Here is a 22,321-nt window from a genome sequence, read left to right on the forward strand (position 1 = left end):
GTGGACACCGTTCCGCCTCGACGGCGGAACGGCTGTTGCCGACCTGCTCCGCGCGAGTCCCTCTCCCCCGCGAGCGGGAGGCACCCCACTCCGCCCCGAGCGGCGGAGCGACCACGGAGGCATTCAGATGAACTGGCACGAACGCGCCGCGACCGTCCTGGACGACGACGTCGTCCGCCTGCGGCCGATCACCTCCACCGACCGGGAGGGCATCCGGTCGGTGGCCATGGACCCGGCCATTTGGCGCTACTTCGTCGCGCTGGTCACCGATGAGGCGTCCTTCGAGACCTTCTTCGACACCATGATCGCCGACCATGCCGCCGGCCGGCGCGTCGTCTTCCACATCACCGACCTGGCCACCGGCCGCACCGCCGGGTCGATGAGCTACGGAAACCTGTCGGAAGCCGACCGCCGGCTGGAGATCGGCTGGTCCTGGCTCGGCCGGGACTTCCGCGGCGCGGGAATCAACCGCCACGCCAAACTCCTGCTGCTGCACAACGCCTTCGAACGGCTGGGCGCCGAGCGGGTGGAGTTCAAGACCGACCAGCGCAACGAGCAGGCCCGCCGCGCCCTGCGGAACATCGGCGCCACCGAGGAAGGCATCCTGCGCAGCTTCAACCCGATGCCGGACGGTACCCGCCGCGACGCCGTCTACTACAGCGTCCTGCGCGGCGAATGGCCCTCGGTGCGCGAGCGGCTGACCGCCCGGGTGGCCGCGCGGTGACAACGCCCCTGCCGGTGGCGCACGTCATCGCCCACGGCGAGCCGTACGCCGCCGGCTTCGCGCACGGCGCCGCCCTCAAGGAGCAACTGCGCGACTTCCTCGACGACGGCGTCGCCCGGCTCAACCACCTGCTGCCCACCGCCGTGTCGGTCGCCGGCCTGTCCGGCACCCTCGCCGCCCACCGGGCGGAGATCGCCCGTGCGACGCCCCACCTGGCCGACGAGATCACCGGACTCGCGGCCGGCGCCGGGCTGACTTCGGACGAGGCCACCCTGCTGCAACTGCGGCGCGAGATCATGGGCTACCAACGGATCCCCGCCCGAGGCGACTGCACCACCTACGCCCGGCCGGGGGTACTGGCGCAGACCGTGGACCTCAACGGGAATCTCGACGACCGGATCGCGGTGCTCGAAGTCGGCCACGGCGACCGCAGGGCCCTGGTGCTGAGCTTCGCCGGACTGCTCGGCTACCTCGGTGTCAACTCCCATGGCCTGGCCGTGGGTTTGAACCTGGTCCTCGGCGGGCGCTGGGGTCCGGGCGTCCCGCCGTACCTGGCCATCCGCCACCTCCTCGACACCGCGACGTCGGTGGAGTCGGCCATCGCCGTACTGCGTGCGCTTCCCCTGGCCAGCTCCCGCACCCTCGTCCTCGCCGACGCCGTCACCACCGCCTGGGTGGAGGTCATCGGCGACGAGTACCGGGTGACGACGGGGCGGGAGTCGGTGCACACCAACCACTTCCTCGCCCCGGACTTCACCACCCGGGACGAGTTGAACGTCTTCGCCCGTAACTCCTCGCTCCGCCGGCTCCAGGCAGCCGAGGCCGGCCTGCGGGCCCTTCCCGCGAACGCGCATCCCGAGGAGCACTTCGCGCTGCTCTCCCAACCACCGATCTGCGTCGGCGACGACGGCGACATCCGTCGGGAGCGCACCGTCTGCGCCGTCGTCCTCGACACGAAGAACCGCGCGCTGTTCCTGCGGCCGGGCGACCCCCGGCTGTCGCGAACCCGGTCCTTCGCCCTCTGATCCGCCCCACCGGTTCGAACTGGAGGTCAAGCCCGTGGAAGACCTGCCCCGCCGCGCCACACCGGACGACCTGTCCCGGGTGAATCTGGGGGACCCCCAGACGTTCGCGGACCACGACCTGAGCGACTACTGGCGCACCCTGCGGGCGAGCCGGCCCCTCTACCGGCATCCCGCGGTCGGGAACAGCCCCGGCTTCTGGGTGCTCAGCCGCTACGAGGACATCGTCGCCCTCTACCGGGACAACACCACCTTCACCTCGGAGCGCGGCAACGTCCTGATCACCCTGCTCGGCGAAGGGGACTCGGCGGCCGGCCTGATGGTGCCGGTGACCGACGGGCACCGGCACAAGGAGCTGCGCAACGTGCTGCTCCAGGCGTTCTCGCCTCGTGTGCTGAGCCGGATCGGCGAGCACGTCCGCCGGACCACCCGGACGCTGCTGGCCGCCGCGGTGGACCGCGGCGCATGCGACTTCGCGCTGGAGGTCGCGAGCAAGATCCCGATGGCCACCATCTGCGATCTGCTCGGCATTCCCCCTCAGGACCGGGACTACCTGCTCACCCTGACCAAGTCCGCCATCAGCTCGGACGACCAGGGCGAGTACTCCGAGGCGGCCGATGCCGCCCGCAACAACATCCTGCAGTACTTCCTCGGCCTGGTGGAGGAGCGCCGCATCGCACCGCAGGACGACGTGGTCAGCGTGCTGGCCAACAGCACCATCGACGGCGAACCGCTCAGCGAGGACGAGATCGTCCTGAACTGCTACAGCCTGATCCTCGGCGGGGACGCGACCAGTCGCCTGGCGATGATCGACGCCGTGCACAGCTTCAGCGCCAATCCGGACCAGTGGGCCGCGTTCAAGAGCGGCGAGGTGTCCGCAAAGCAGGCAACCGAAGAGGTGCTGCGCTGGGCCTCACCGACCATGCACTTCGGCCGAACCGTCGTACAGGACACGGAGATCCACGGCACCCCGATTCCGGCGGGCGACGTGGTGACGGTGTGGAACGTCTCGGGCAACCGTGACGAGCGGGTCTTCGCCGACCCGGACCGGTTCCTCATCGGCCGGTCGCCGAACAAGCACATCGCCTTCGGACACGGCCCGCACTACTGCATCGGCGCGTACCTGGCGAGGGTGGAGATCTCCGAAATGCTGCTCGCGCTCCGCGACTTCACCACCGGATTCGAGATCTCCGGGCCGGTCCACCGGATCTACTCCAACCTCCTCACCGGGATCAGCAGCCTGCCGGTGCGCTTCGAACCGGTCTCGGCCGAAGTGGAGGAACTGGTGCTCTGAGACACCCGGGTACGCCGCGGGCGACCGCCTTCCCCTCGGGCCGGCGGTCCCCTGCTCACTCCGTCATGAGCACCAGGAGCCCGATCCCGACGAGCACGACGAGAACGGTCAGCAGCACCTCGCCCGTGAGGCCGAGCAGGAGCGCGAGGACCAGAACACGCACGGCGAGGTGCCGCTGTACCCGGACGCCGACGGACGGTGTGCCGGACGACGGTGGGACGACCATCTTTCTCCTCCGAGCGGGTCAGGAGCGCTCCCCGCGTGGTCAGCCGCGCAGGAAGTACATGACCGTCATGATCACGGCGATGGCCAGGATGATGCCCCGCAGCAGCGCGGCGGACAGCCGGCGGGCGAGGTGGGCGCCGGCCCAGCCGCCGACCACCGCGCCGATCAGCATGGCCGCGAGGATGAGCGGAGCGCTCAGTATGTCCGAGGCGAAGAGGAACAGTATCCCCGCGCTGAGGAAGACGGCCGCGAGCTGCACGACCCGCATCGGGTTGCTGGCCGCGGCGTCGAGTCCGAGTCCGATGCTCCACAGCGCCAGCATCGTGATACCTACGGCACCGCCGAAGTATCCGCCGTACATGGCGAGGAAGAACTGACCGATCAGGACGGCTCGAGAGCTCATGCTGACCGGGCGGCCCAACAGGGCGCTCAGCGCCTGCGGGAGGCGGCGTCCGAAGGCGAGGATCAGGGTGGCGGTGGCGAGCAGCCAGGGCGCCGCGGCGTCGAACGACGACGCCGGCAGTGCCATCAACAGGCCGGCGCCGACGCCGCCACCGACCATGCTGACCACCGTCAGTGCCTTCGTGGACGCCCCTCCGACCGGGGCGAGTTCGCGTCGGTAGACCCATGCGCTGGCCACCGCGCCCGGCACGAGGGCGACCCGGGACAACGCGTTCGCGGTCACCGGTGGCAGGCCGAACGCGACCAGAGCGGGCAGCGCGACGAACGTGCCCCCACCGCCGATGGCGTTCAGGGCACCGGCAGCGACGCCGGTCAGAAGAACGAGCAAAGTATTGATCACAGCCCCGAGCATCGCCCCGTGGCCAGCGCGTCCACAATGCGTAATCGGCATACCCAGCCTAAGGCTGCGCCGTAGGCTAAGACGATGCGCTACGACCTGGACGACCTGCGGCTCTTCCTCCACATCGTGACCGAGGGGTCGATCACGGCGGGCGCCCACCGGATGCACCTGAGCCTGCCCTCGGCCAGCGCCAGAGTCCGCTCCCTGGAACACCACGCCGGTGTGCCACTGCTGATCCGCGGCCGGCGGGGCGTGCGGCCCACACCCGCCGGGACGACCCTGGCGCGGCACGCGCGGGACGTGCTCGCCCAGACCGCGCGACTGGAAAGCGCCGTCGCGAGCTACACCCGCTCCCCCACCGCTCCCCTGGTCCTATTGGGCGGCGGCTCCGCGATGCACCGGCTCGTCCCCCGAGCCCTCGTCTCGTTCCTCCGCGCACACCCGGACGTCGACGTCACGGTGTCCGAGAGCCGTACCCCCCAGACCGTGCGGATGCTCGCCGACGGGGAGGCTGACCTGGGGGTGGTCCTGGACGACGAGACCCGCGACTGCGGCCTGCACATGGAGCCGCTCGGCGACGACTCCCTCGTGGTGATCGGCCAGGCCGGCGGCATCCTGGCCGGGCGGACCGCGCTGACCTACAGCGAGGTCGCCGAGCACCCGCTGATCGGGCTCAACGCCGATTCCTCGCTGCGCCGTTGGATCGAGCGACACCTCGTGCCGCACGCCCCGGTGGTGCGCTACCGCACCACCGTCGCCAACCTCAACGTCCTCGTGGCCCTCGCCGCCGCCGGCGTCGGACTCGCCGTCGTACCGCGGCCCGTCATCGACCCCGACCGGCCACTTGAGGTGTGCGCACTCCAGGACCCCTGGGCCCGCCGCCACCACCTGCTGGCCTGGGGCGTGCGGGACCATGCCGCCTCGACGGCCGTTGCCTCACTCGCCGAACACCTGCGTCACGCCGCCCTCTTCGACCCCGCCTCCGGCAGCACACCCGCAGACCCCCGCACCCAACGTCTCCTCCACGACGGCTGACCGACCGACCGCGACACTGCGCCAGCGCCAGTGCCAGGGCCAGGGGGTGGACGTGCCCGGCCGCCGCCCCCTCACTCCCTCTGTGGTGGGTGCAGGTCCACTCCTCCCGTGCATTTCGGGCAGTGGGGCCGGACTTCCACGATCGACTGCCGCTCCCGACCGGTGAACTGAAGGGGAGTGCAGCAGCGATCACATGCCACGGTCTCCTGGTCGTCATGCCACGACTTGGTGGCGGACTTGAGGATCCGGCTGATGTAATCGCCCACTTCGCGACTGCTCATGCGCTCACCGTAGCGATGCCCGAGTGGCAGCAGAACCTGAAGAGACGTTCCACCGGAAGGGGCCGCTGGAGGATTTGAGCACCGTGTGGCACACACCGCTCACCGTCCGGCGGGCACGGTCTCCGCGCCGCCGTGCAGCGCTCGTTCCTCCGCGGCTGCCAGCCAGAAGAAGACGGGCGGCAGGCCGAGTTCGATCACCGCCAGCGGGATCTGGAACCAGTGCGGCCAGCCGTACAGGGCGAGCGAGAGCAGCCGCCCCGCGCCGCCCAGCAGGAGGACGCCGGCCAGCCACCGCACCGCCTGAGCCGGAATGGGCCGCTGCCGCGCGGCCCAGAGCCAGGCCAGCCCGTAACCGACGAAGCTGGCCCCCATGAACCGGCCCCAGCTGTCGACCGTCGTGCCGGCGGAACCCGCGCCGGGGATCGCCGCGTTGCCGAGCAGTACGTGGTACAGGCCGATCAGCACGCAGGCCCAGCCGGACAGTTGCGTGAGTACCCGCAGAGTTCTTGCCATGACCCCTCCCAACCCGTTTCGGTGGAGCCTTAGTTGACATGTGTCTACTAGACTGGGTGCGCTAGTAGACACATGTCAAGTAGTCTGCGTTCGTGTCTCCCCGCCAACGACTGAGCCCCGCCGACCGCCGCGCCCAGCTCCTCACCGTCGGAGCGCAGCTCTTCGCCGCACGCCCGTACGACGACGTGCTGATGGAGGACGTCGCCAAAGAGGCCGGTGTCTCGCGGGCCCTGCTCTACCGCCACTTCCCCAACAAGCACGCTCTCTTCGCGGTCGTCTACCAACAGGCGGCGGACCAACTGCTCGCCGACACCCGGCTCGACCCCGCCGACTCCCTGGTGGAGCAGCTCATCCAGGGGATGGACGTCCACCTCGACTACTTCATCGCCAACCGTCAGGCCGTCCTCGCCGTCAACCGGGTCCTGGCGGGCGACCCGGTGATCCAGTCGATCATGACGAACGAGTTGGACGCACTCCGTACCCGGCTGCTGGCCGTGGTCCCGCTCGCCCAGGAGAGCGCCCGCGAGGCGGTCTCCGCCGTCCTGAAGAGCTGGCTGGTCTTCGTCCAGGTCCTCTGCGTCGACTGGCTCACCCGCGAGACCTGCACCCGCACCGAACTCCGCGACAGCTGCATCGGCGCGCTGCTCGGCGCGCTCCGGCCCTTGCTCGCCGACGACCCCACCCAAGGGTGGCCACCGCAACGGCCCGAGGCGGACGCCTAGGGCTCCAGTCGGTGGTAGTGGTCCAGGCTGCCGGTCTGCGGGTGGAGATAGCTGCGCGGACGGTGAAGGCATCGTTGGATTGCGGCCTCGGCCAAGGCGGTCCCCGTACGGCTCCGAGACCGTCACCAAGTGGTCGAAGTCGGAGCGGCCCATGCCCGTCAGGGCCTGACAGAAGTGAACTTGCGGGTGAAGGTGCGGGCGCTTCCCCCGTTGGCGGCGGTGATGGGGAGGCCGTCGTAAGTGGGGACTGCACATCGGCTAGCGGCAGGACCAGTCGCCCGAGCGCGGCGCCCACCGCTATACCGACGTCGTGGGAACCGGAGTTCGCCGCGAGTGCGGTATCCGTGCGGCCTGGTGCGCAAGGCAGCATCGCGTTCTGGGTGGTCATGGACACCGGCCCGAGTGGACCGTCCATCAGTAACAGGAACACCAACGCCGCTGCTGGATGGGCGCCGGCCACGCACCAACCGAGCATGCCCACCGCCTGCTTGGCTACGGCCGTGGTCAGCGCGGACTGCGGAACGCGATCCGGCAGCGCGCCGGTGATGACGGCCTCGTAGCCACCCTCGTCCAGCACGGGAGCGGAGGCGAACCAGGCGGATTCGTCCCCGTCTGACTGGACGGCGGCGAAGGTGTTGTCCACGTCGTTCAGCTCGCTGATGAGCCTGGACAGGGCGTCCTCGGACGGGGCGTCGACGTGGTCGGTTCTCACTGTCAACCGCAGTAGCCGGTTACTGCGGTTGCTCGTCGTGCGGCCTCGCAGGCGAAGGCGTGCCAGGCCGCACGACGGATCGGGGTGACCGGGTTCCGGCACGCCGATGACGAGTCGCCGTAATGGATGGGGCTGTGGAGGTCCTGCGGGGGTTATCGGGTCCTGAAGCGGCGGAAGAGGTTTCGGGCCACGTACACGCCCGGGCCGCCGAAGCCGACGATGTCGACGCGTCCGTCATCGGTGATGTCGGTGAGGAAGCGGCGATGGCGGTCGACCCGCCAGCCGCCTGCGTCCTCGTTGTACCCAAAGCCGCGGCACACCAGTCGGGCCTGCTCGAACCGGCCGCCGCCGCGGCTGTGCGACACCCAGACTCCCTCGTCGCCGAAGCCGACGATGTCCGGGTTACCGTCGCCGGTGACGTCGGCGAGGATGCGAAGGTGCTTCTTGCCCGTCCACCCCTGGGCGAGCCCGAAGTCGTTCAGGACGAGTTTCGAGGGTTCGAACGTGCCGTCGCCGCGCCCGCGTGAGACGACGACGCCCTGTGGGCCGAACCCGACGATGTCCAGTGCTCCGTCACTGCTGGTCTTGACCAGGAACCGGGGGTGCTCCTCGACCGAGCTCCACCCCTGGGCGGCCCCGAAGTCGTCGAGGACGTGCACAGGGTCGGCGAACGTGCCGTGCTCGTCCTGGAGTGATACCCAGACGCCGTCGTCGTGGCAGCCGACGATGTCGAGCCTGCCGTCACCGGTGGTGTCGGCGAGGAAACGGGGATGCTTGTCGACAAGCCACCCGCCGGCCTCCTTGCCGTGTCCGAACGCCTTGAGGACCGGTTCGTTGGGGATCGGTGCGAACGTGCCTTTCTCGTCCTGGAGTGATACCCAGACGCCGTTGTCGTGGCAGCCGACGATGTCGAGCCTGCCGTCACCGGTGGTGTCGGCGAGGAAGCGGGGATGCTTGTCGGCGAGCCACCCGCCGGCCTCCTTGCCGTGTCCGAACGCCTTGAGGACCAGCTTGCCGCCCGCGGGCGTGAACGTCCCGCCCGCGTCCTGAGAGGACACCCGGACACCGTCGGCGGAGAGCACGACAATGTCGGGTTTGCCGTCGCCCGTGGTGTCCACGAAGGTCCACAGGTCCGCGGGACTCGCGGAGGACGCGGGCTGCAGGACGCGTTCGTCGTCGTCGAATGTCCCGTCGCCTCTGCCGGACGACGTCACAGCCCCCTTCGCGGGTTTGAGTCCTACGATGTCCTTTCGCCCTGTTCCCGTGGTGTCGGCGAGGAACCGGTCACCGATTCCGGCCCACCAGCCCGGTTGCCCGCTGGGGGATGGGGTATTCCCTGCTCGAGCGAAGCCGAGAGCTTGGGGAAGGTTGGCCCCGTCGCTCTTCCATCCGCCGGCGTCCTGGTCGCTGCCGAACCGCTTGAGGACCAGCAGCATGTCGCTGAAGGAGGGCGTCGCGTCGGGTGTCGGCCGCAGCGCGGTCGAGCGGGCCAGCCGCCAGGACCGGCGGCCGTTCCAGTGGCTCAGTGGTGCCCAGCGCAGCACGAGGTCGCTGGTGCGCTCGGGCTCGGCCGTGACGAACCGCCAGCGCTGGCTCTTCGCGCGGTCGTCGTGCTCGCGCAGGACGATCCGGGTGTTGTCCTCTCCGGGGTCGGCGAGGTCGAGAACGGCACCGTCGGTCGCGCCCTTGATGAAGTAGAGGCCCGCTTCGCCCTCCATGGGGACGATGCGCCACTGCTGGCTCTTCTTGCCTGCGGCGGCGTCCGACTGGCGGACGCCGCGGTCCGCGGCGGCAGGGTCGTCGAGCACCTTGCCGTTGGCCGCGTTGCGGATTACATATGCCTGGTCGGCTTGTGCTTGGCCGCCTTGCGCGGACTGCACAGGAGTGAGCTGCCACTGCTCCGGTTTCGGGCCGCCATCGGGGAAGTCGCGGACGACGAGCGTCCCGTCCGTGCTCGGCGCGGCTTTGGTGCCGAGGGTCTTCCCCGTGGCGGCGTTGACGATCTCCAGCTTCAGTTCTTCCGTGGGCACGGCCATCGTGGTGCCTCTTCCAGGCGGTTGGGGCGTTGGCTCGGGACGGTTGTGGTGCGGCGCTGGCCGCGGATCACGTGAAGACGTGGTGGTACGGCACGTTCCACTCGCTGGGCAGCCGCGGATAGAACGTGTTGATGACCGTCCCGGTGAAGTCACCGCCCCAGTTGTAGGTGAGACGCACCTCGCTGTCGGCCGCCACCGCGTAATCCTTGAACCCGAGGATGGCGTCGGGGTGGGTGATCGGCACGAACGTGATCCCGCCCCACGGCGTCACCGTGACGACCCAGAGCTGGGTGTCCTCGAACGCACCGTTCTTCCCGCGCCACTTGTCGCCCACCTTGTCGGGTAGGCCGATCTGGACGGTGTCGGCGGAGCTCTGGGGGGCGTCCTGGTGGACGGTGATGCGCCTGCGCTGCGGCTTCGGCGCTCCGTCGTCACCGCGCCCGGAGTCGGCTCCGCCCGTGCCGGCGGGTTTGGGCGACACCTGGCCCGCGGCGCTCTCGATGAAGTACAGCGGTCGCTGTCCGAAGAAGCCGCCGGGGGTGATGTACCAGAGGTGGCCTTGCGCCTCCTTGGTGGCCGGGTCGAGCGCAGTGGCCAGCTTGGCCCCCTTGTCGTGGCTGTCCGCCTTCAGCTCGGCCGGCCGCAGGTAGCCGCCGTTGAAGGCGTGGACGAGCATGACCGGCCGATTCTCGACCAGCGCTGCCACGATTGCGTTGTCATAGCTGTTCACCGCCACCGGGCCGCCGACCACCAAATTCGACATTGTGGTGCGTTCTTGGGTGTACATCGCGGAAACCTCACCTGTTCTGAATGTGGAGGACAACGCGTCGGGCACTCAGTGCACTGGCCCATCACGCGGCATTACCGCAAGCCTGACCACTTTCGTTCGAAAGAAATTCGAAAACGAATGGGAGGTCGGTGCAAATACCCTCGCCCACGGCAACGACCGAGGCCACAACGCCCGCAGGCGGGACTAGCGAAAAGTCATCGAGCGAGTGACCGACCGCGCTTCAACGTGCCGCAGTCTTCCGCAAGTTGGGAGCAGGGGCAACGGACAGTGACCTTAATCAGCCAATGGCAGCGTGATGCACGGAGGCGCCTTTCCGGGCAATGTTGCTCGTGATAACTTCGCTTGCCGGAACGTGCGCTCTGCATTTTTCCACTTCACCGATCGCGGTTCGACCAAAATCAGTCGAGGACGGGGAATGCCTTCCATCGCATACAACCTGGAACATGCCAAGCGCCAACCGCTGACGAAGAAGAACCTGCGGGAACTCGACATCGAGCAGAATTGGCAGTCCATCCTGGACCACCCCAACCTGGTCTACGTCGACGACAACGGTGTACGACACAAGCCCGTCGGGTTCTCCGTGAACAAGTCGAGCTTCGGCGCCTTCCCCGGGACCGCGTCCCAGCTGGGCTGGCTCGCCTACATGAACCTCGGGGAACCGCTGATCGAGGAGCGGGGCAACATCAGCCAGCCCCCGCCCGACATGTTCTCCACGCGCACCTACGCCAACCGCAGCAAGGACTCCACGATGACCTTCACCGACTCGGTTGATTTCACCGTGTCGAACGCGGTCACGTGGTCGCTCCAGGGACAGACCCAGCTCACCTTCGGCGGCAGCGTCAGCGCGCAGCTCCAGCTGCAGCTGCAGACCCAGCTCAAGATGGACCTCCAGAAGCAGCTTCAGAACGAGGTGGCGAGCAAGAACACGAACACGGTGACCAACAAGAACAGCCCCAACAGCACCGGGGTGGACAACGCCAACGCCACCGAGGCGAGCGTGAGGAGCGCGGCGACGAACTCTGTGACGGACTCGGTGGCGTTCACGACCCAGGGCACCGCCACCGGCACCGCGACGCTCAACGCGCAGTTGATGCTGGGCATCACGGCCTCCGTCGGCGGCACCCTGACCACCAGCTGGGACTCGAAATCGCAGATCTCCGGCGATGTCCCGCCGGACTCCCGCGTGCAGACCATCGTCACGCAGCGGCGCGCCCGCAAGCAGTACTCCTACGAGATCCCGGTGACCTTCTCCGGGTTGATCGCGGTGAAGTACGACGTGCCGGTGGCGGTCCTGTCTCCTCCCCAGTCCGGGGACTACCCCGGCCTCGACCAGGTGGTCGCCCGCGATATCGGCGACCTCGATCTGGCCGGCGGCGGCTTCCGCATGAAGGGACTGGCCGAGGTCGTCTCCGCCCTGGAGGTCCACCACACGATGTTCGACGGCGAGAGCCTGACCGACAGCGAACGAGCGCTATACAAGAAGCCTTGACCGGCGGGCGGCGCCGCCACGACGACGACCAGGGGTGACGACCATGGTGTTCGACAACATCTTCGGCTTCGCGGGCAAGAGCGCGGGGCTCTTCTCAGTGACCACCGACAGCGACAAGCCGCAGCCGGGTGCAGGCGTCGACTTCGAGGACGCCGACGACGACACCTACGACGACACGAGCACGAGCCTGTTCAACAGCGCCATCCACGGCGCTTCCTCCCGTGCCAAGGTCGTGCAAGAGCAGTCGCCCGAAGCTCGGGCCGTCCTGGGCTTCCTCGGCTCCTTCATCCAGACCACCCAGGCGTCGGCCGTTGCACAGGCCAAGTACGCCGGCACTCCCAGCTCGGTGTCCACAGCGGCGGCCGACCGCATGAATGCGTCGAGTCCGACGGTGAAGGAGGACCCCGGCCTTCAGAAGGACGAGGACCTGGAGAACAAGCTGAAGCGGAGCGATTGCGCCAAGGCCCCCGAAGCGCCCAAGCCAACCGAAGCACCCAAGCCAACCGCCGGGAAACCGTCCAGGTACGACCGGTAGTGTCCGGGTCCTGGAATCGACTTCCCCAGGGACCACCAGCAGCGGGACCTGATCCCGGTGGGCTCCGTGACCGGCACCCCGAGGGTGTACGAGGGGTCAGAGGCGGCCTTGCCCCTGACCCCTCGGAGTCACAGTCACAAGGGCATCGGGGCGGCAGGCCGCTTGAGAACCACGGCAGCTTCAGGAGAACGGCGGCAGCATCCTCCTGCGGGATTTCCTGTGGCCCAGGGCGCTGGGCATCTTTGCCCAGCCTCCCGTCGAAGCGCGCCGGGCGCTCGGCCACGCTGCGGACGAGCTCGATTCCGTCGGACGAACGTAGTGACTCCGGCAGGCATGTCACATCAGGGTGAGACAGGGCCATCGTGCGCTTCCGCCGCTTGAACTGGCGTTTCAACAGGGAGCGTTGCATGATCACCCGCCGTTGTTCAGCTGGACACCATCGACGGCAAACGCGGCCAACACCCCGAGGCTGCGCCCCGATCGGTCAAGTGGCACGTACGTGACCCGCTGGGCATCGCATGCCTCGGCCGGAGTGTCCACCCTCCAGTTCGCATTCATCAGACCATCGGCGCCGCAGCGGCGCTCCCGTACCTCTCCGGGGCCACCGTCCGTCTCGTCTCGGCGAGGGCCCGCTGCCACAGAGAACAGGGCGGTTCCCCGTCGGCGAGGGCGTCGGAGAAGTGGTCCAGCAGTGTGCAGACTGCGTCGATCCGGGTAACTGTCGTCATGCACCGGCCAGGGAGGGGAAAGCCCTCTGGAGCCGTGAGGCTGGTGCTGAGTGTGTTGACGGTGTCGGCCAGCCACAGGACGAGCAGGCGGCGCAGCCACTCCTGAGCGGCTGCGGCAGATTCACGTGGCATGGACGTTTCGACGTGGGCCGCGACGCCGTCCAGGATGTGGTCGGGGCTCTCTGTACCGTCCGCCCTGCCCTCCAGAACCAGTCCTGCTACCAGGCGCAGCACTGTACGGGAGACGACTTTCGCCAAGTCCGCACCCGGGAGGGAGTGGGACAGACTCGGATCGATGAAGGTCGGCGGCGACTCCGGGCCGTCCGCGAACAGGACGTGTTCCGGTTCGAGGTCCCCGTAGCACCACGCCCGTCGACCCGCGGCACCCGGCCTGAGCTGGGCGTGCAGTCGCGCAACGATGGGTGCCAGGTGGTGGGCGTGGCCCGTCCTCATCAAGTAGTAGGACCCGCTGATGCCGTTGAACTTCCGCAAGAAGGTGGCGGTGATGGATTGCTCGGCGATGGCCGCACCGTGGAGTCGGCCCCCCAGGGCGGGAGAGCGCAGGCATCGGAGTTCTCGTGCCGTCGCAGCGAGTAGATCGGCGGTGTGCCGCGGGTGACGTTCGATGGCCTCGCTGAGCGTCGGGCCCGGCGCCGGGATGGTGAACAGCACTCCCCCGGTGGAACCGGCCACGCCGGCGACCCGTAGGCCAAGTCCCGATAAGGCGGACAGCTGGCGCGCCTCCCGGTCCAGCAGCTCGCCGGGCCGGGACAGGTAGTCGGCCTGCTCGGCACGCAGACGCGTCAGGTCTCCCCCGGCGCCGAGCAGTACGGCAGGCATCGACATTCCAAGCAGCGATGCCTTCGCGAACAACGGTCGGCCCGCTACGTCCACGCGTCGCACGAAACTGAACTCGCTCGGCACCACCGCCCCCAGGCGCACGGGACGTTGTGGCCACAATGTGTCGGCCGCGTTCAGGATCTGCCTGTCCAGGAGGTCACGGACCTCGGCTGCTGCGGGACGCGTCAACCGTTGATCCCCGCGTCGGTGCCAGGCGGCGTCTGTCGGGCGGCCCTGCATGGTCCTCGTCGCGCCGACGATGCGCGAGGCCGTCACGAGCGGCCCCGGCCCGCCGCCGGCGAGCCCACACGGCCTTGTGCAGTCGGCTGGCACACCTCCAGCACACGGGTGGCATCCCGTACGTCCGCGAACTCGGCGAACCTCTCCAGTACTGAGACCACGCGCGAGACGTCAGCCTGCCCAACGACGCGCCCAACGCACTCGCTGAACTTCTCCCAGAGGTTCGGTGGGTGGAGAACCTCCGTTGGGTCCACAGGGCTGTCCTCGGCCATCTGGCGAAGGGCGCCGCCGGTGACGGTGAACACCGTCACTTCTGCCGGTACGCGCACGTCGCCGGACCACGACGCCGCCGCCACGCTGACTCTTGTCCGGTTCATCAACTGTCGTATCCGCGAACTCAGATACGCCTCGTCTTCGAAATGCGCTGAGCCGATCCCACCCTCCAGGAGAGCACGAGCCACTACGTACTGAAGACTGAACTTCCCAGCCAGAGGCTCCGGTAGGACGGGCCGGTCGGTGTGCGGCAGACACCGGCGGTCCACGACGATGTCGATCCGTTCCACGTCCTCGGGTGTGAAACGCCGCTTCCGATGCAGCGCGATTGCCGCCTCGAGAGCGGAGTGGGTGCTGCCACAACACTCGTGTTCCTTGACGGTGTTGGAGCAACGGTTGATCTCCAGGGTGGAGTCGCCGGCGCCGGGGACAGCTGCCGCGAGTTCGTAGCGCCCCGGGCCGCTGTACAGGTCCAGGAAACCACGTGGCTCCTCCAGAGCACGCGGGTTGGCAGTGAATCCCTGCGCGGCGAGGCGAGCGGCGAAGAGGCCCTCGCGTACGGCACGACCGACGTGCAGGGGTTTGACCATTGTCCCGATGTTGGCCTGGAGCCCGGCGGCTGACGAGGTAGCGATGGCCAGGGCTGTCGCGCACCGCTGGGGGGGTAGTCCAAGCAAACGTGCTCCGGTGGCCGCCGCGCCGAGCACGCCGAGGGTGGGGGTGGAGTGCCAACCATTGTCCCAATGGCTGGTGCCGACGGCTCGGGAGATCCGGATGACGGCCTCGTAACCGGCCGCATACGCCTCGGCCACCTGCCCGGCCGAGGAGCCTCGCTCTTCCGCGAGGGCAAGTGCGGCAGGGATGAGCACGGCGGAGGGGTGGCCGCCCATGATCGCGTTCGTGTCGTCGTAGTCCAGTGCGTGCGCGGACACTCCGTTGAGCAGCCCGGCGTCGAGCGCACTGACGCGGTCGGCCGTGCCCAGGACGAGGCTTTGGCCCGGGCTCAGGGGCCCGGCGGCGGCTCGTGTCAGCCGGGACCCCTCGGCAGCGGAGCCGGCGTACGCCACGCCCACCGTGTCGACCAGCGCGGTGTGAAACACCGCATGCCCATGGTGTGTCAGGTCCTGGTGGCGCACACCCGCGATCCGCGCGCCCAGGAGCTCCAGTACGCTCGCCGAGCCACTCCCGGAGTGGTCAATCATCGTGGTGATCGTCCCTTCTGGTGGGCGCAGTGCCGGGGCCGGTGATCGGCGCACCAGCGGTGTCATGTGCGGCGTGCGGACGTGTGACTCATGTCGGCGTACCGGTCACCGGCAACCCGGGCTGCGAGCGGTTCGAGGGCGGCCAACTCCTCTGCATTCAGCTTGAGGTCGGCTGCTGCCGCGTTCTCCTCGACCTCGCGGACCACCTGGGATCCCGGCACCGGCACCACGGTGAGGCCCCAGGAATCAGCCCGGTGCTGTACCCAGGCCAGAGCTATCTGGGCCGGAGTCGCGGCGTGGGCGCGGGCAAGGGAACGTACCGGGGCGAGCAGCGCGACGTTGATGCGAGCGTTGCGGCCCATGAACCGAGGATGGGATCGACGGAGGTCTCCGGCGGGGAGGTCGTCGGTGGAGCGGAAGAACCCCGTCAGCAGACCGCGGCCGAGGGGCGAGTACGGCACGAGTGCAACACCGAGTTCGCGAGCCGCTTGTACCGGTCCGTCCTCGATGTCCCGGGAGAACAGGGACCATTCCGACTGGAGCACGGCGATCGGATGTACTGCTGTCGCGGCTCGCAGCTCAGCCGCGGTCGCCTCCGACATCCCCAGATAGCGGATCTTGCCCGCCGCCACGAGCTCCGCCATCGCACCGACGGTCTCCTCGATCGGGATGTGAATGTCCCGCCGGTGCATGTAGTACAGGTCGATCGTCTCGACGCCCAGTCGGCGAAGGCTCGCCTCGCACGCCTGCCGAACATACGCCGCGTCTCCCCGGATCCTCCGCCGACCCGGCGTGCCCACGGCGGGGACGAGGCCGAACTTGGTGGCCGTCACCACCTGATCACGATGGCCGAGCTTGAGGAAGGAACCGAGCAGCTCTTCGTTGGCGCCCAGCCCATACGCGTCGGCTGTGTCGAAAAGGGTCACGCCCAGTTCCAGGGCACGGCTCATGACGGCCAGAGATTCCGCCCGGGTGGCCGTGCCGCGGATCTCGCCGTAGAACTCGTTCATGCCCATGCAACCAAGACCTTGGACGCCTACTTCGGGGCCGTTGGTACCCAGCGTCACACGCCGCATGTCATCACTCCCGGGTGTTCTCGTGACGGGTGGAGCGTGGGTAGGAGGGCGCAGCGTGACGGGCACCGGCTGCCTCGTAAGCGGCAGACCGCAGCCACGTCGCCCGCTCTCGCGGCCCCGCCAGGCACAGACTCGCGAGGTCCAGCGGATCGAGGAAGATCTCGGCTCCGGTTTCGATGTCGCGTACGTGCAACCGCGGCCCGTTGGCGGCTGTATCCGGGTGCACTTCGACTGCCGCGAATTCGTTGGCGATCAGGAAACTGCCCTCGGCGGAGGAGGCGGTCATAGCAGAAAGGCCAGAGGGCCGTTGACAGCATGGGGATCCAAGAGGGCGACGCGTTTGCGCCGGATGAGGGGGCGTTGACCGCCCGTGCTCAGGCAGTGGAGATAGTCACCGGCGATCACCCCCTGCCGTCCGAGCCTGGCGTGCACCAGGACGAAGGTGGAGACGACGTCCGTGTCTGCGCCATGAGGGCAGGGGGACACCTCGCATCCGGACACGACACGGCGCACGGTCGAGGGCGGTACCTCGGCGTGTGCGTACCCGCTGGAGAGCCGGAACAGCCGGTCGAGGATGCGCTTGCGGTCGTCGCAGATGATGCTGAGGCTGTCTTCGGGGTCGGTGGCCGCAGGGTCGACAGGCACCCAATATGTCGCGTCGTCGGCGTACAGCCGCAGCCAGTCGTCATACCGCCCCGTGTCGAGCAGGCGCGCCTCGTGCCTGACCAGGGCGAAGTAGGGCTCAGCGCGGTCGAGTTCTGTGCCGGTGCCGTCCATACCGGTGTGGGTCATCAGCTCACTTCCGTCCAGCGGTGAACGGCTGGCCCAGCAGGGCCGCCCACCGGCTGTACAAGCCTCGTTGCGGTACCTCGTCGGTGATCGCGGCGCGTAGTCCATGCTCCCCGGTCTCAAGACGGTGGGTGCCGCGTTCGAAGGAGACCCAACCGTCGACGGGGCGGTTGCCGTCGTGCACCCGGCCCAGCATCTCCAGGTCGTCCGGGGTGCCGAAGCCGGCTGGGCCCCAGAAGAGTTCGTGGTAGCGGCGTCGCAGCCCGTTGATCGCGGTTGGGGCGGCTTTGATCATCAGGGGTTTGAGGGTAATCACCGTCTCGTCGACGGCCACCGGCTCGATCTCTCGGATGTGAATGCCGATCAACTGCAGGTTGGGGAAGACGGAGAGGTTGTAGCCAGGGCCGGCGTTCGCCTCCAGCAGCGCGCGGTATTCGTCCTCCACCAGCCCCAGCCGCTCAGCGCTCAGGCCGTCGAAGCCGGGCAGGGTCGCCAGCCTCCGGCTCAGCACCTCGCCCGCCACCTCGCTCTGGTCCAGTACGACGTGGCCGTGGCCGAGGTCTCGTGTGCAGCCGCCCTCCTCTTGCACGATGTAGCGCGATTGCCTACCCGTGCGGCGCTGCATCAAGGCGAAGAAGGAGGAGTGGGTGAAGTTGGCGTGGTAGCCGTCCACCCCGTTCTCCACCTGGAGCTTCCAGTTCCCCTGGTAGCGGGAGGTGTGCGCGCACGCGTCAACGCACAGTTCCCGTCCACCGGCGTGGTCGACATAGCCGTCGATGTAGTCGGTTGCGGGGCCCAGATGCTCACGCAGTGAGGAAACGTCGGGCTGCAGGCTGGCGAAGACGAAGCCCCGGTAGCTGTCCAGACGGGGAGCCGACCACAGATCGCGGCCGTGCTTCGCCGTGCCGCCGGGATAGCCGTCCGGAAAGGAGACGCCCACCAGTTCGCCCGTGTTGTGGAAAGTCCAGCCGTGGTAGTGGCACCGGAAGGCGTTGGCATTACCAGAAGGTGCCTGACACAGCTCTGTCCCGCGGTGCGTGCAGCGGTTGCGCAGCAGCCGGATCGCACCGTCGTGCCCGCGCACCAGCAGCATCCGCTGCCGTCCGACCCGCACCAGCCGGTAGTCGCCGGGCTCCGAAATCTCGCTCTCATGGCCCACGTACACCCAGGAGGAGTGGAAGATGCGCTCCATTTCGAGCTCGAAGATCCGCTCATCCCGGTAGACGGCAGTGTGCGCACGGACACCGTCGAACCAGTTCGCCGGGTTGAAGGACGCAGCGAACACGGAAAGTTCCTCTGCGGTGACTGTCACGCCTCATCCTCCTCGGTCGGTCGAAACTCCCGGTGGGTCAGGTACGTGAGGGGTACGCACCCGCCTCCACCCGCGAGGGCGAGGCCGTGGTCCGGCTGCTCTGGAGGCCGGCACCGGGAGCCAAGAAGGTCTTGAGCCGCTCACCGACCCCGTCCGCGGCGAAAACCCGCTCGAAGTCCTCCAGGGCGTGGGTGTCACCGAGCAGATCGGAGATGTCGTGCCGGACAAGGAACTCCAAGGATGCCTGGAAGGTCCCGTAGGCCGCTGACTCGAAGATCACTTCCTTGCGCAGGGCGGCGGTGAGGTCGATGCCGACCGGCGCGGCCGGTCGGCTCTTCAAGACGATCCGTCCGCCTGGCCGCACGGCACGGATCATCTCCTCGAAGGCCGAGGGGACGGGCTGGGTCTCGATGATGAAGTCGTACGCGTCCACGGCGAGCGGAGCCGTGCGGGTGGCCGCGACGTGACGGAAACCGGCGCTGTCCAGCACCCGTGCCGTCAGGTCGGCTATGCGGTTGGCCCCGTAGACCATTCCCAAGTCATCGGTGCGGATCCCCGTCTTGAGGACCGCCAGGGACGCACATACCGGCTCGGCATAGGCGCCTTCACGGAAGGACAGCCCGTCCGGTAAGGGGTGCACCACCTCGGCGGGGACGGCTACGAACTCGGCAAAGGCTCCGTGCCGGGCGACTCCCAGGAAGCGGTGGTGTGCGCAACACTCGGGGGTTCCCTGGGCACAGCGCGCGCAGGTTGTGCAGGGCAGCACCGGCATCACCGCGACACGGTCACCGGACGCGAACCGGCTGACGCCTGGCCCCGTACGCGTGACCGTGCCGGAGAACTCGTGGCCTAGGATCAGCGGGTCCGCGCAGGGGATGCGGCCTTGGGCCACGTAGATGTCGGTGCGGCACACCCCTGCGACTTCGACGCGGATGAGCACCTCTCCCGGTGCCGGATCGGGAATGGGGACTCGCCGCACCCGCACGGAGTTCCCGTCCTTCACGACCGCCCGCATCTGTGTCATCGAAGCCTCCTCCCAGCCGGGCGACGTGCGGTGGCTCGGTGGCCAAAGGGACCAGCGCGGCCATCGTCATTCACGGTGGATTCCTTCCGCAGACAGACATAGTCGGTTGCCGACTCCCGAGTGTTCTCTGCCTGCGTCCATCGGCACCAGAACGCCTTGGCAACTTGTCTCGAAGGCGACGGCGTGCGCATCCACCACACCCCAACGACACATCAGGGGCACATTTCTCTCACCAGAAAGACGCTGCGGTCGGGAACCAGTCAACCTACCCGGCCCATGCTGATGCGCGCGGCCGGGGTTGGGACGGGCTCAGCACGGTCGGTGTGGGGATGCCAACGACATCCGGGGGTGGCGGATTCCTAACTGAGACCTCCGCGGGCAGGTGTCTGATGGCATCGAGGGGGTAATCAACACCCTCGTTCCCACCATCCGACGGAATTCTGGTTCAAGCAGGGAGTAGGTCTCGCAATGACCGACACCACGCTCTCCGGCGTGACAGTGCAGCCGCTCTCCGGTCACATAGGTGCGGAGATCTCCGGCGTGGATCTCGCAAAACCGCTGGAAGATTCGGTGATCGAAACGATCAGGTCTGCCGTGCTGCGCTGGAAGGTGGTCTTCTTCCGGGAACAGGACATCAACCACGCTGCACACGTAGCCTTTGGTCAGCGATTCGGCGAACTCATCAGGATGCCGGCGCGCGGTTCCGTCTCCCCCAAGGACTACCCAGAAATCGAAACGACCGCCGACTTCCTGGAACACGGCCCGACTTTCGGGCTGGACAACAACGAATGGACGGAACGCAATCGCCATTCGCCCTGGCGCGGCTGGCACATCGACGCCAGCCCCCGCATCGACCCGCCCACCGCCACCATCCTGCGGGCTGAACACGTGCCCTCGTACGGCGGCGACACGATGTGGGCCAATCTGGCCGCCGCGTACACCGGCTTGTCGGAAGCCGTACAGAGGCTGGCCGACGGCCTGCGGGTCGAGCACCGTCTCGGGGTCACCTACCGGTCCCGGCCGGGTCGGGACGCGTACGTGGAACATCTGATGGAAAACCAGGCGGCCACCATCCACCCGCTAGTCCGAGTACATCCGGAAACCGGCGAACGAGTGCTGTTCATCGACTGCCAATACATCGAGCGGATCATCGGTGTCTCCCGCTTCGAGAGCCAAGGGCTGCTCAGCATGTTCACCGAGCAGATTCTACGGCCCGAGTACACCGTACGTTTCCGGTGGGAACCAGGCAGCGTTGCCTTCTGGGACAACCGGTCTACCATGCATCTGGGGCCGATCGACACCGCTCATCTCCAAAGCGGTAAACCGCGAATCATGCACCGCGTCATGGTGGTGGGTGACATTCCCGTGGGAGTGGATGGCAAGCCATCGGAGTCGCTCGTCGGCGCGCCGTTGAACCCCAAGGTCTCCTGATACCTGCCCCGTTCAGGCCCGCGCGACAGTCGGTCGGCAAGGAGAGGAACAGCGAAGAAATGCGCAGAGTACATCTCGCCGGGCTGAACGTATCGGCGCAAGGGCTCGGCTGCATGGGCATGTCGGAGTTCTACGGGAAAACCGACGATTCCGAATCGCTAGCCACCATCGGCAGGGCCCTGGACCTCGGTGTGACTTTCTTGGACACGGCCGATCTGTACGGCAGAGGGAAGAACGAGCGGCTGGTCGGCAAGGCCATAGCAGGGCGGAGGGACGAGGTCGAGCTGGCCACGAAGTTCGGCATCTTGCGAACGGACGCCTCCGATCCGATCCAGCGCGGATATCGGGGAGAGCCGGCATACGTACGGCGGTCCTGCGAGGCCAGTCTTCAGCGGTTGGGTGTCGAAACGATCGACCTGTATTACCTGCACCGCGTGGCCCTCGACACTCCGATTGAGGAAACCGTGGGCGCCATGGCGGAACTGGTCGCAGCCGGGAAGGTACGACATCTGGCTTTGTCCGAGGTGACGGCCGAAGAACTCCGTCGGGCGCACGCCGTCCACCCCATCACCGCCCTGCAGAGTGAGTGGTCGCTGTGGTCGCGCAAGGTCGAAGCAGAGGTGGTGCCTGCCTGCCGCGAGCTGGGGATCGGATTCGTTCCCTACTCCCCTCTCGGCCGGGGGTTCCTGACAGGTTCCCTGAGCGCGACGACCCGGTACGACCGGGACGACTTCCGTGCGGACAATCCAAGATTCGAGCCGGCGAACGCCCGGCGCAACGCGGCGCTCGTCGACGTCCTACGCGCCATCGCCGGAACCCGGGGGGCGACACCCGGGCAGGTGGCCCTGGCCTGGGTGCATCAGCAGTCTCAGCTGCACGGCCTTCCTGTCGTCCCCATACCCGGGACCAAGCGGCGCACATGGCTGGAGCAGAACGCGGTCGCCGCGGAGTTGGAACTGACACCGGACGAGCTGGCGCAACTCGACCCGCTGGCCTCGCAGGTGGCCGGAGAACGGTACGGCGAACGCCAGCCCTACCGAGGCGGGCTGGTCACCGATTTCGAGTGAGCCATCGTGCCGGCTCACCGGCTGCCCGCTCACAGCTCAGGGGCGGGCTACACCAAGGCCCTCCAGATCAAGGCTGAGACGGCCCGAAGTCGGTCGACGGGCCCGCTCACCGACGACCGGACGCGGCCCCTCATCGACGGGCCAGAATCGAACTCCGGG

21 protein-coding genes are annotated in these 22,321 nt (G+C 68.0%); 9 read left to right on the forward strand and 12 right to left on the reverse strand.

Going from position 1 to position 22,321, the window contains the following annotated elements:
* The first annotated feature begins 127 nt into the window (after positions 1–127).
* Genes JNO44_RS00980 through JNO44_RS00990 form a run of 3 tightly spaced genes read left to right on the forward strand, consistent with a single transcriptional unit; the run spans position 128 to position 3,040 of the window.
* Positions 128–724, forward strand: a complete 597-nt coding sequence (locus JNO44_RS00980; RefSeq protein WP_205360498.1) for a GNAT family N-acetyltransferase — start codon at positions 128–130, stop codon at positions 722–724.
* Entirely contained in the window at positions 721–1,749 is a 1,029-nt protein-coding gene (locus JNO44_RS00985; protein ID WP_240167353.1) for a C45 family autoproteolytic acyltransferase/hydrolase, read from the forward strand. The genes JNO44_RS00980 and JNO44_RS00985 overlap by 4 nt, the downstream gene beginning before the upstream one ends.
* A gap of 34 nt (positions 1,750–1,783) precedes the next feature.
* On the forward strand, positions 1,784–3,040 hold the full coding sequence (locus tag JNO44_RS00990; protein WP_205360500.1) for a cytochrome P450: 1,257 nt from the start codon (positions 1,784–1,786) through the stop codon (positions 3,038–3,040).
* Positions 3,041–3,095: 55 nt separating this feature from the next.
* Here JNO44_RS00990 and JNO44_RS00995 read toward each other — a convergent pair whose 3' ends face one another.
* Positions 3,096–3,266 (reverse strand): hypothetical protein, encoded by a 171-nt coding sequence (locus JNO44_RS00995; protein ID WP_205360501.1) that lies wholly within the window; start codon positions 3,264–3,266, stop codon positions 3,096–3,098.
* Between the two features lie 39 nt (positions 3,267–3,305).
* Positions 3,306–4,067, reverse strand: a complete 762-nt coding sequence (locus JNO44_RS01000) for a sulfite exporter TauE/SafE family protein (RefSeq protein WP_205360502.1) — start codon at positions 4,065–4,067, stop codon at positions 3,306–3,308.
* A gap of 84 nt (positions 4,068–4,151) precedes the next feature.
* Between JNO44_RS01000 and JNO44_RS01005 the strand changes: the two genes are divergently transcribed.
* Entirely contained in the window at positions 4,152–5,102 is a 951-nt protein-coding gene (locus JNO44_RS01005; RefSeq protein WP_205360503.1) for a LysR family transcriptional regulator, read from the forward strand.
* Positions 5,103–5,482: 380 nt separating this feature from the next.
* On the opposite strand, the gene JNO44_RS01010 is transcribed toward JNO44_RS01005, so the two are convergent.
* A complete protein-coding gene (locus JNO44_RS01010) occupies positions 5,483–5,896 on the reverse strand; it encodes a DUF4345 domain-containing protein (protein WP_067356884.1) in 414 nt (137 codons plus the stop codon).
* Positions 5,897–5,988: 92 nt separating this feature from the next.
* Between JNO44_RS01010 and JNO44_RS01015 the strand changes: the two genes are divergently transcribed.
* Positions 5,989–6,618, forward strand: a complete 630-nt coding sequence (locus JNO44_RS01015) for a TetR/AcrR family transcriptional regulator (RefSeq protein WP_205360504.1) — start codon at positions 5,989–5,991, stop codon at positions 6,616–6,618.
* 864 nt (positions 6,619–7,482) lie between these two features.
* Here JNO44_RS01015 and JNO44_RS01020 read toward each other — a convergent pair.
* Both JNO44_RS01020 and JNO44_RS01025 read right to left on the reverse strand, forming a co-directional pair.
* Positions 7,483–9,366, reverse strand: a complete 1,884-nt coding sequence (locus tag JNO44_RS01020; protein ID WP_205360505.1) for an RICIN domain-containing protein — start codon at positions 9,364–9,366, stop codon at positions 7,483–7,485.
* A 67-nt stretch (positions 9,367–9,433) separates the two neighbouring features.
* Positions 9,434–10,153: a hypothetical protein gene (locus JNO44_RS01025; protein ID WP_205360507.1), complete on the reverse strand. Its 720-nt coding sequence runs from the start codon at positions 10,151–10,153 to the stop codon at positions 9,434–9,436.
* A gap of 418 nt (positions 10,154–10,571) precedes the next feature.
* Here JNO44_RS01025 and JNO44_RS01030 point away from each other — a divergent pair, with 418 nt between their 5' ends.
* Positions 10,572–11,645 (forward strand): hypothetical protein, encoded by a 1,074-nt coding sequence (locus JNO44_RS01030; RefSeq protein ID WP_205360509.1) that lies wholly within the window; start codon positions 10,572–10,574, stop codon positions 11,643–11,645.
* 43 nt (positions 11,646–11,688) lie between these two features.
* A complete protein-coding gene (locus tag JNO44_RS01035; RefSeq protein ID WP_205360510.1) occupies positions 11,689–12,180 on the forward strand; it encodes a hypothetical protein in 492 nt (163 codons plus the stop codon).
* 557 nt (positions 12,181–12,737) lie between these two features.
* Here the strand turns inward: JNO44_RS01035 and JNO44_RS01040 are convergent.
* From JNO44_RS01040 to JNO44_RS01070, 7 genes are all read right to left on the reverse strand, one after another.
* On the reverse strand, positions 12,738–13,748 hold the full coding sequence (locus JNO44_RS01040; RefSeq protein WP_205360511.1) for a phosphotransferase: 1,011 nt from the start codon (positions 13,746–13,748) through the stop codon (positions 12,738–12,740).
* Between the two features lie 272 nt (positions 13,749–14,020).
* On the reverse strand, positions 14,021–15,397 hold the full coding sequence (locus JNO44_RS01045) for an MmgE/PrpD family protein (protein ID WP_205360512.1): 1,377 nt from the start codon (positions 15,395–15,397) through the stop codon (positions 14,021–14,023).
* A 128-nt stretch (positions 15,398–15,525) separates the two neighbouring features.
* Complete coding sequence (locus tag JNO44_RS01050) at positions 15,526–16,539, reverse strand: aldo/keto reductase (RefSeq protein ID WP_205360513.1); 1,014 nt, start codon at positions 16,537–16,539, stop codon at positions 15,526–15,528.
* A gap of 4 nt (positions 16,540–16,543) precedes the next feature.
* The gene (locus tag JNO44_RS01055; RefSeq protein ID WP_205360514.1) at positions 16,544–16,825 is read right to left on the reverse strand and encodes a hypothetical protein; all 282 of its coding nucleotides are present in this window, start codon (positions 16,823–16,825) and stop codon (positions 16,544–16,546) included.
* Positions 16,822–17,331 (reverse strand): aromatic-ring-hydroxylating dioxygenase subunit beta, encoded by a 510-nt coding sequence (locus JNO44_RS01060; RefSeq protein ID WP_205360515.1) that lies wholly within the window; start codon positions 17,329–17,331, stop codon positions 16,822–16,824. Before JNO44_RS01060 ends, JNO44_RS01055 begins: the two co-directional genes overlap by 4 nt.
* 4 nt (positions 17,332–17,335) lie before the next feature.
* On the reverse strand, positions 17,336–18,640 hold the full coding sequence (locus JNO44_RS01065) for an aromatic ring-hydroxylating oxygenase subunit alpha (RefSeq protein ID WP_205360520.1): 1,305 nt from the start codon (positions 18,638–18,640) through the stop codon (positions 17,336–17,338).
* A gap of 37 nt (positions 18,641–18,677) precedes the next feature.
* Positions 18,678–19,664, reverse strand: coding sequence for a zinc-dependent alcohol dehydrogenase (locus JNO44_RS01070; RefSeq protein WP_205360522.1), 987 nt, complete (start codon positions 19,662–19,664; stop codon positions 18,678–18,680).
* A gap of 468 nt (positions 19,665–20,132) precedes the next feature.
* On the opposite strand from JNO44_RS01070, the gene JNO44_RS01075 reads away from it, so the two are divergent.
* Positions 20,133–21,095 carry a TauD/TfdA dioxygenase family protein gene (locus JNO44_RS01075; protein ID WP_205360525.1) on the forward strand — a complete coding sequence of 321 codons (963 nt, stop codon included), beginning with the start codon at positions 20,133–20,135 and terminating at the stop codon, positions 21,093–21,095.
* A gap of 59 nt (positions 21,096–21,154) precedes the next feature.
* Positions 21,155–22,162, forward strand: coding sequence for an aldo/keto reductase (locus JNO44_RS01080; RefSeq protein WP_205360526.1), 1,008 nt, complete (start codon positions 21,155–21,157; stop codon positions 22,160–22,162).
* The last annotated feature ends 159 nt before the right edge of the window (positions 22,163–22,321 follow it).

The organism is Streptomyces noursei (assembly GCF_016917755.1).
In the GTDB taxonomy this organism is placed as follows: Bacteria; Actinomycetota; Actinomycetes; order Streptomycetales; family Streptomycetaceae; genus Streptomyces; species Streptomyces yunnanensis.

Excerpts from the sequence above, each read along its gene's own strand:
- JNO44_RS01020 (WP_205360505.1), bottom strand. The coding sequence starts at position 9,366 with ATGGCCGTGCCCACGGAAGAACTGAAGCTGGAGATCGTCAACGCCGCC.
- JNO44_RS01035 (WP_205360510.1), top strand. The coding sequence starts at position 11,689 with ATGGTGTTCGACAACATCTTCGGCTTCGCGGGCAAGAGCGCGGGGCTC.
- JNO44_RS01025 (WP_205360507.1), bottom strand. The coding sequence starts at position 10,153 with ATGTACACCCAAGAACGCACCACAATGTCGAATTTGGTGGTCGGCGGC.
- JNO44_RS01060 (WP_205360515.1), bottom strand. The coding sequence starts at position 17,331 with ATGACCCACACCGGTATGGACGGCACCGGCACAGAACTCGACCGCGCT.
- JNO44_RS01005 (WP_205360503.1), top strand. The coding sequence starts at position 4,152 with ATGCGCTACGACCTGGACGACCTGCGGCTCTTCCTCCACATCGTGACC.
- JNO44_RS01040 (WP_205360511.1), bottom strand. The coding sequence starts at position 13,748 with ATGCCTGCCGTACTGCTCGGCGCCGGGGGAGACCTGACGCGTCTGCGT.
- JNO44_RS01055 (WP_205360514.1), bottom strand. The coding sequence starts at position 16,825 with ATGACCGCCTCCTCCGCCGAGGGCAGTTTCCTGATCGCCAACGAATTC.
- JNO44_RS01010 (WP_067356884.1), bottom strand. The coding sequence starts at position 5,896 with ATGGCAAGAACTCTGCGGGTACTCACGCAACTGTCCGGCTGGGCCTGC.
- JNO44_RS00980 (WP_205360498.1), top strand. The coding sequence starts at position 128 with ATGAACTGGCACGAACGCGCCGCGACCGTCCTGGACGACGACGTCGTC.
- JNO44_RS01070 (WP_205360522.1), bottom strand. The coding sequence starts at position 19,664 with ATGACACAGATGCGGGCGGTCGTGAAGGACGGGAACTCCGTGCGGGTG.
- JNO44_RS01030 (WP_205360509.1), top strand. The coding sequence starts at position 10,572 with ATGCCTTCCATCGCATACAACCTGGAACATGCCAAGCGCCAACCGCTG.
- JNO44_RS00995 (WP_205360501.1), bottom strand. The coding sequence starts at position 3,266 with ATGGTCGTCCCACCGTCGTCCGGCACACCGTCCGTCGGCGTCCGGGTA.
- JNO44_RS01050 (WP_205360513.1), bottom strand. The coding sequence starts at position 16,539 with ATGCGGCGTGTGACGCTGGGTACCAACGGCCCCGAAGTAGGCGTCCAA.
- JNO44_RS01075 (WP_205360525.1), top strand. The coding sequence starts at position 20,133 with ATGACCGACACCACGCTCTCCGGCGTGACAGTGCAGCCGCTCTCCGGT.
- JNO44_RS01080 (WP_205360526.1), top strand. The coding sequence starts at position 21,155 with ATGCGCAGAGTACATCTCGCCGGGCTGAACGTATCGGCGCAAGGGCTC.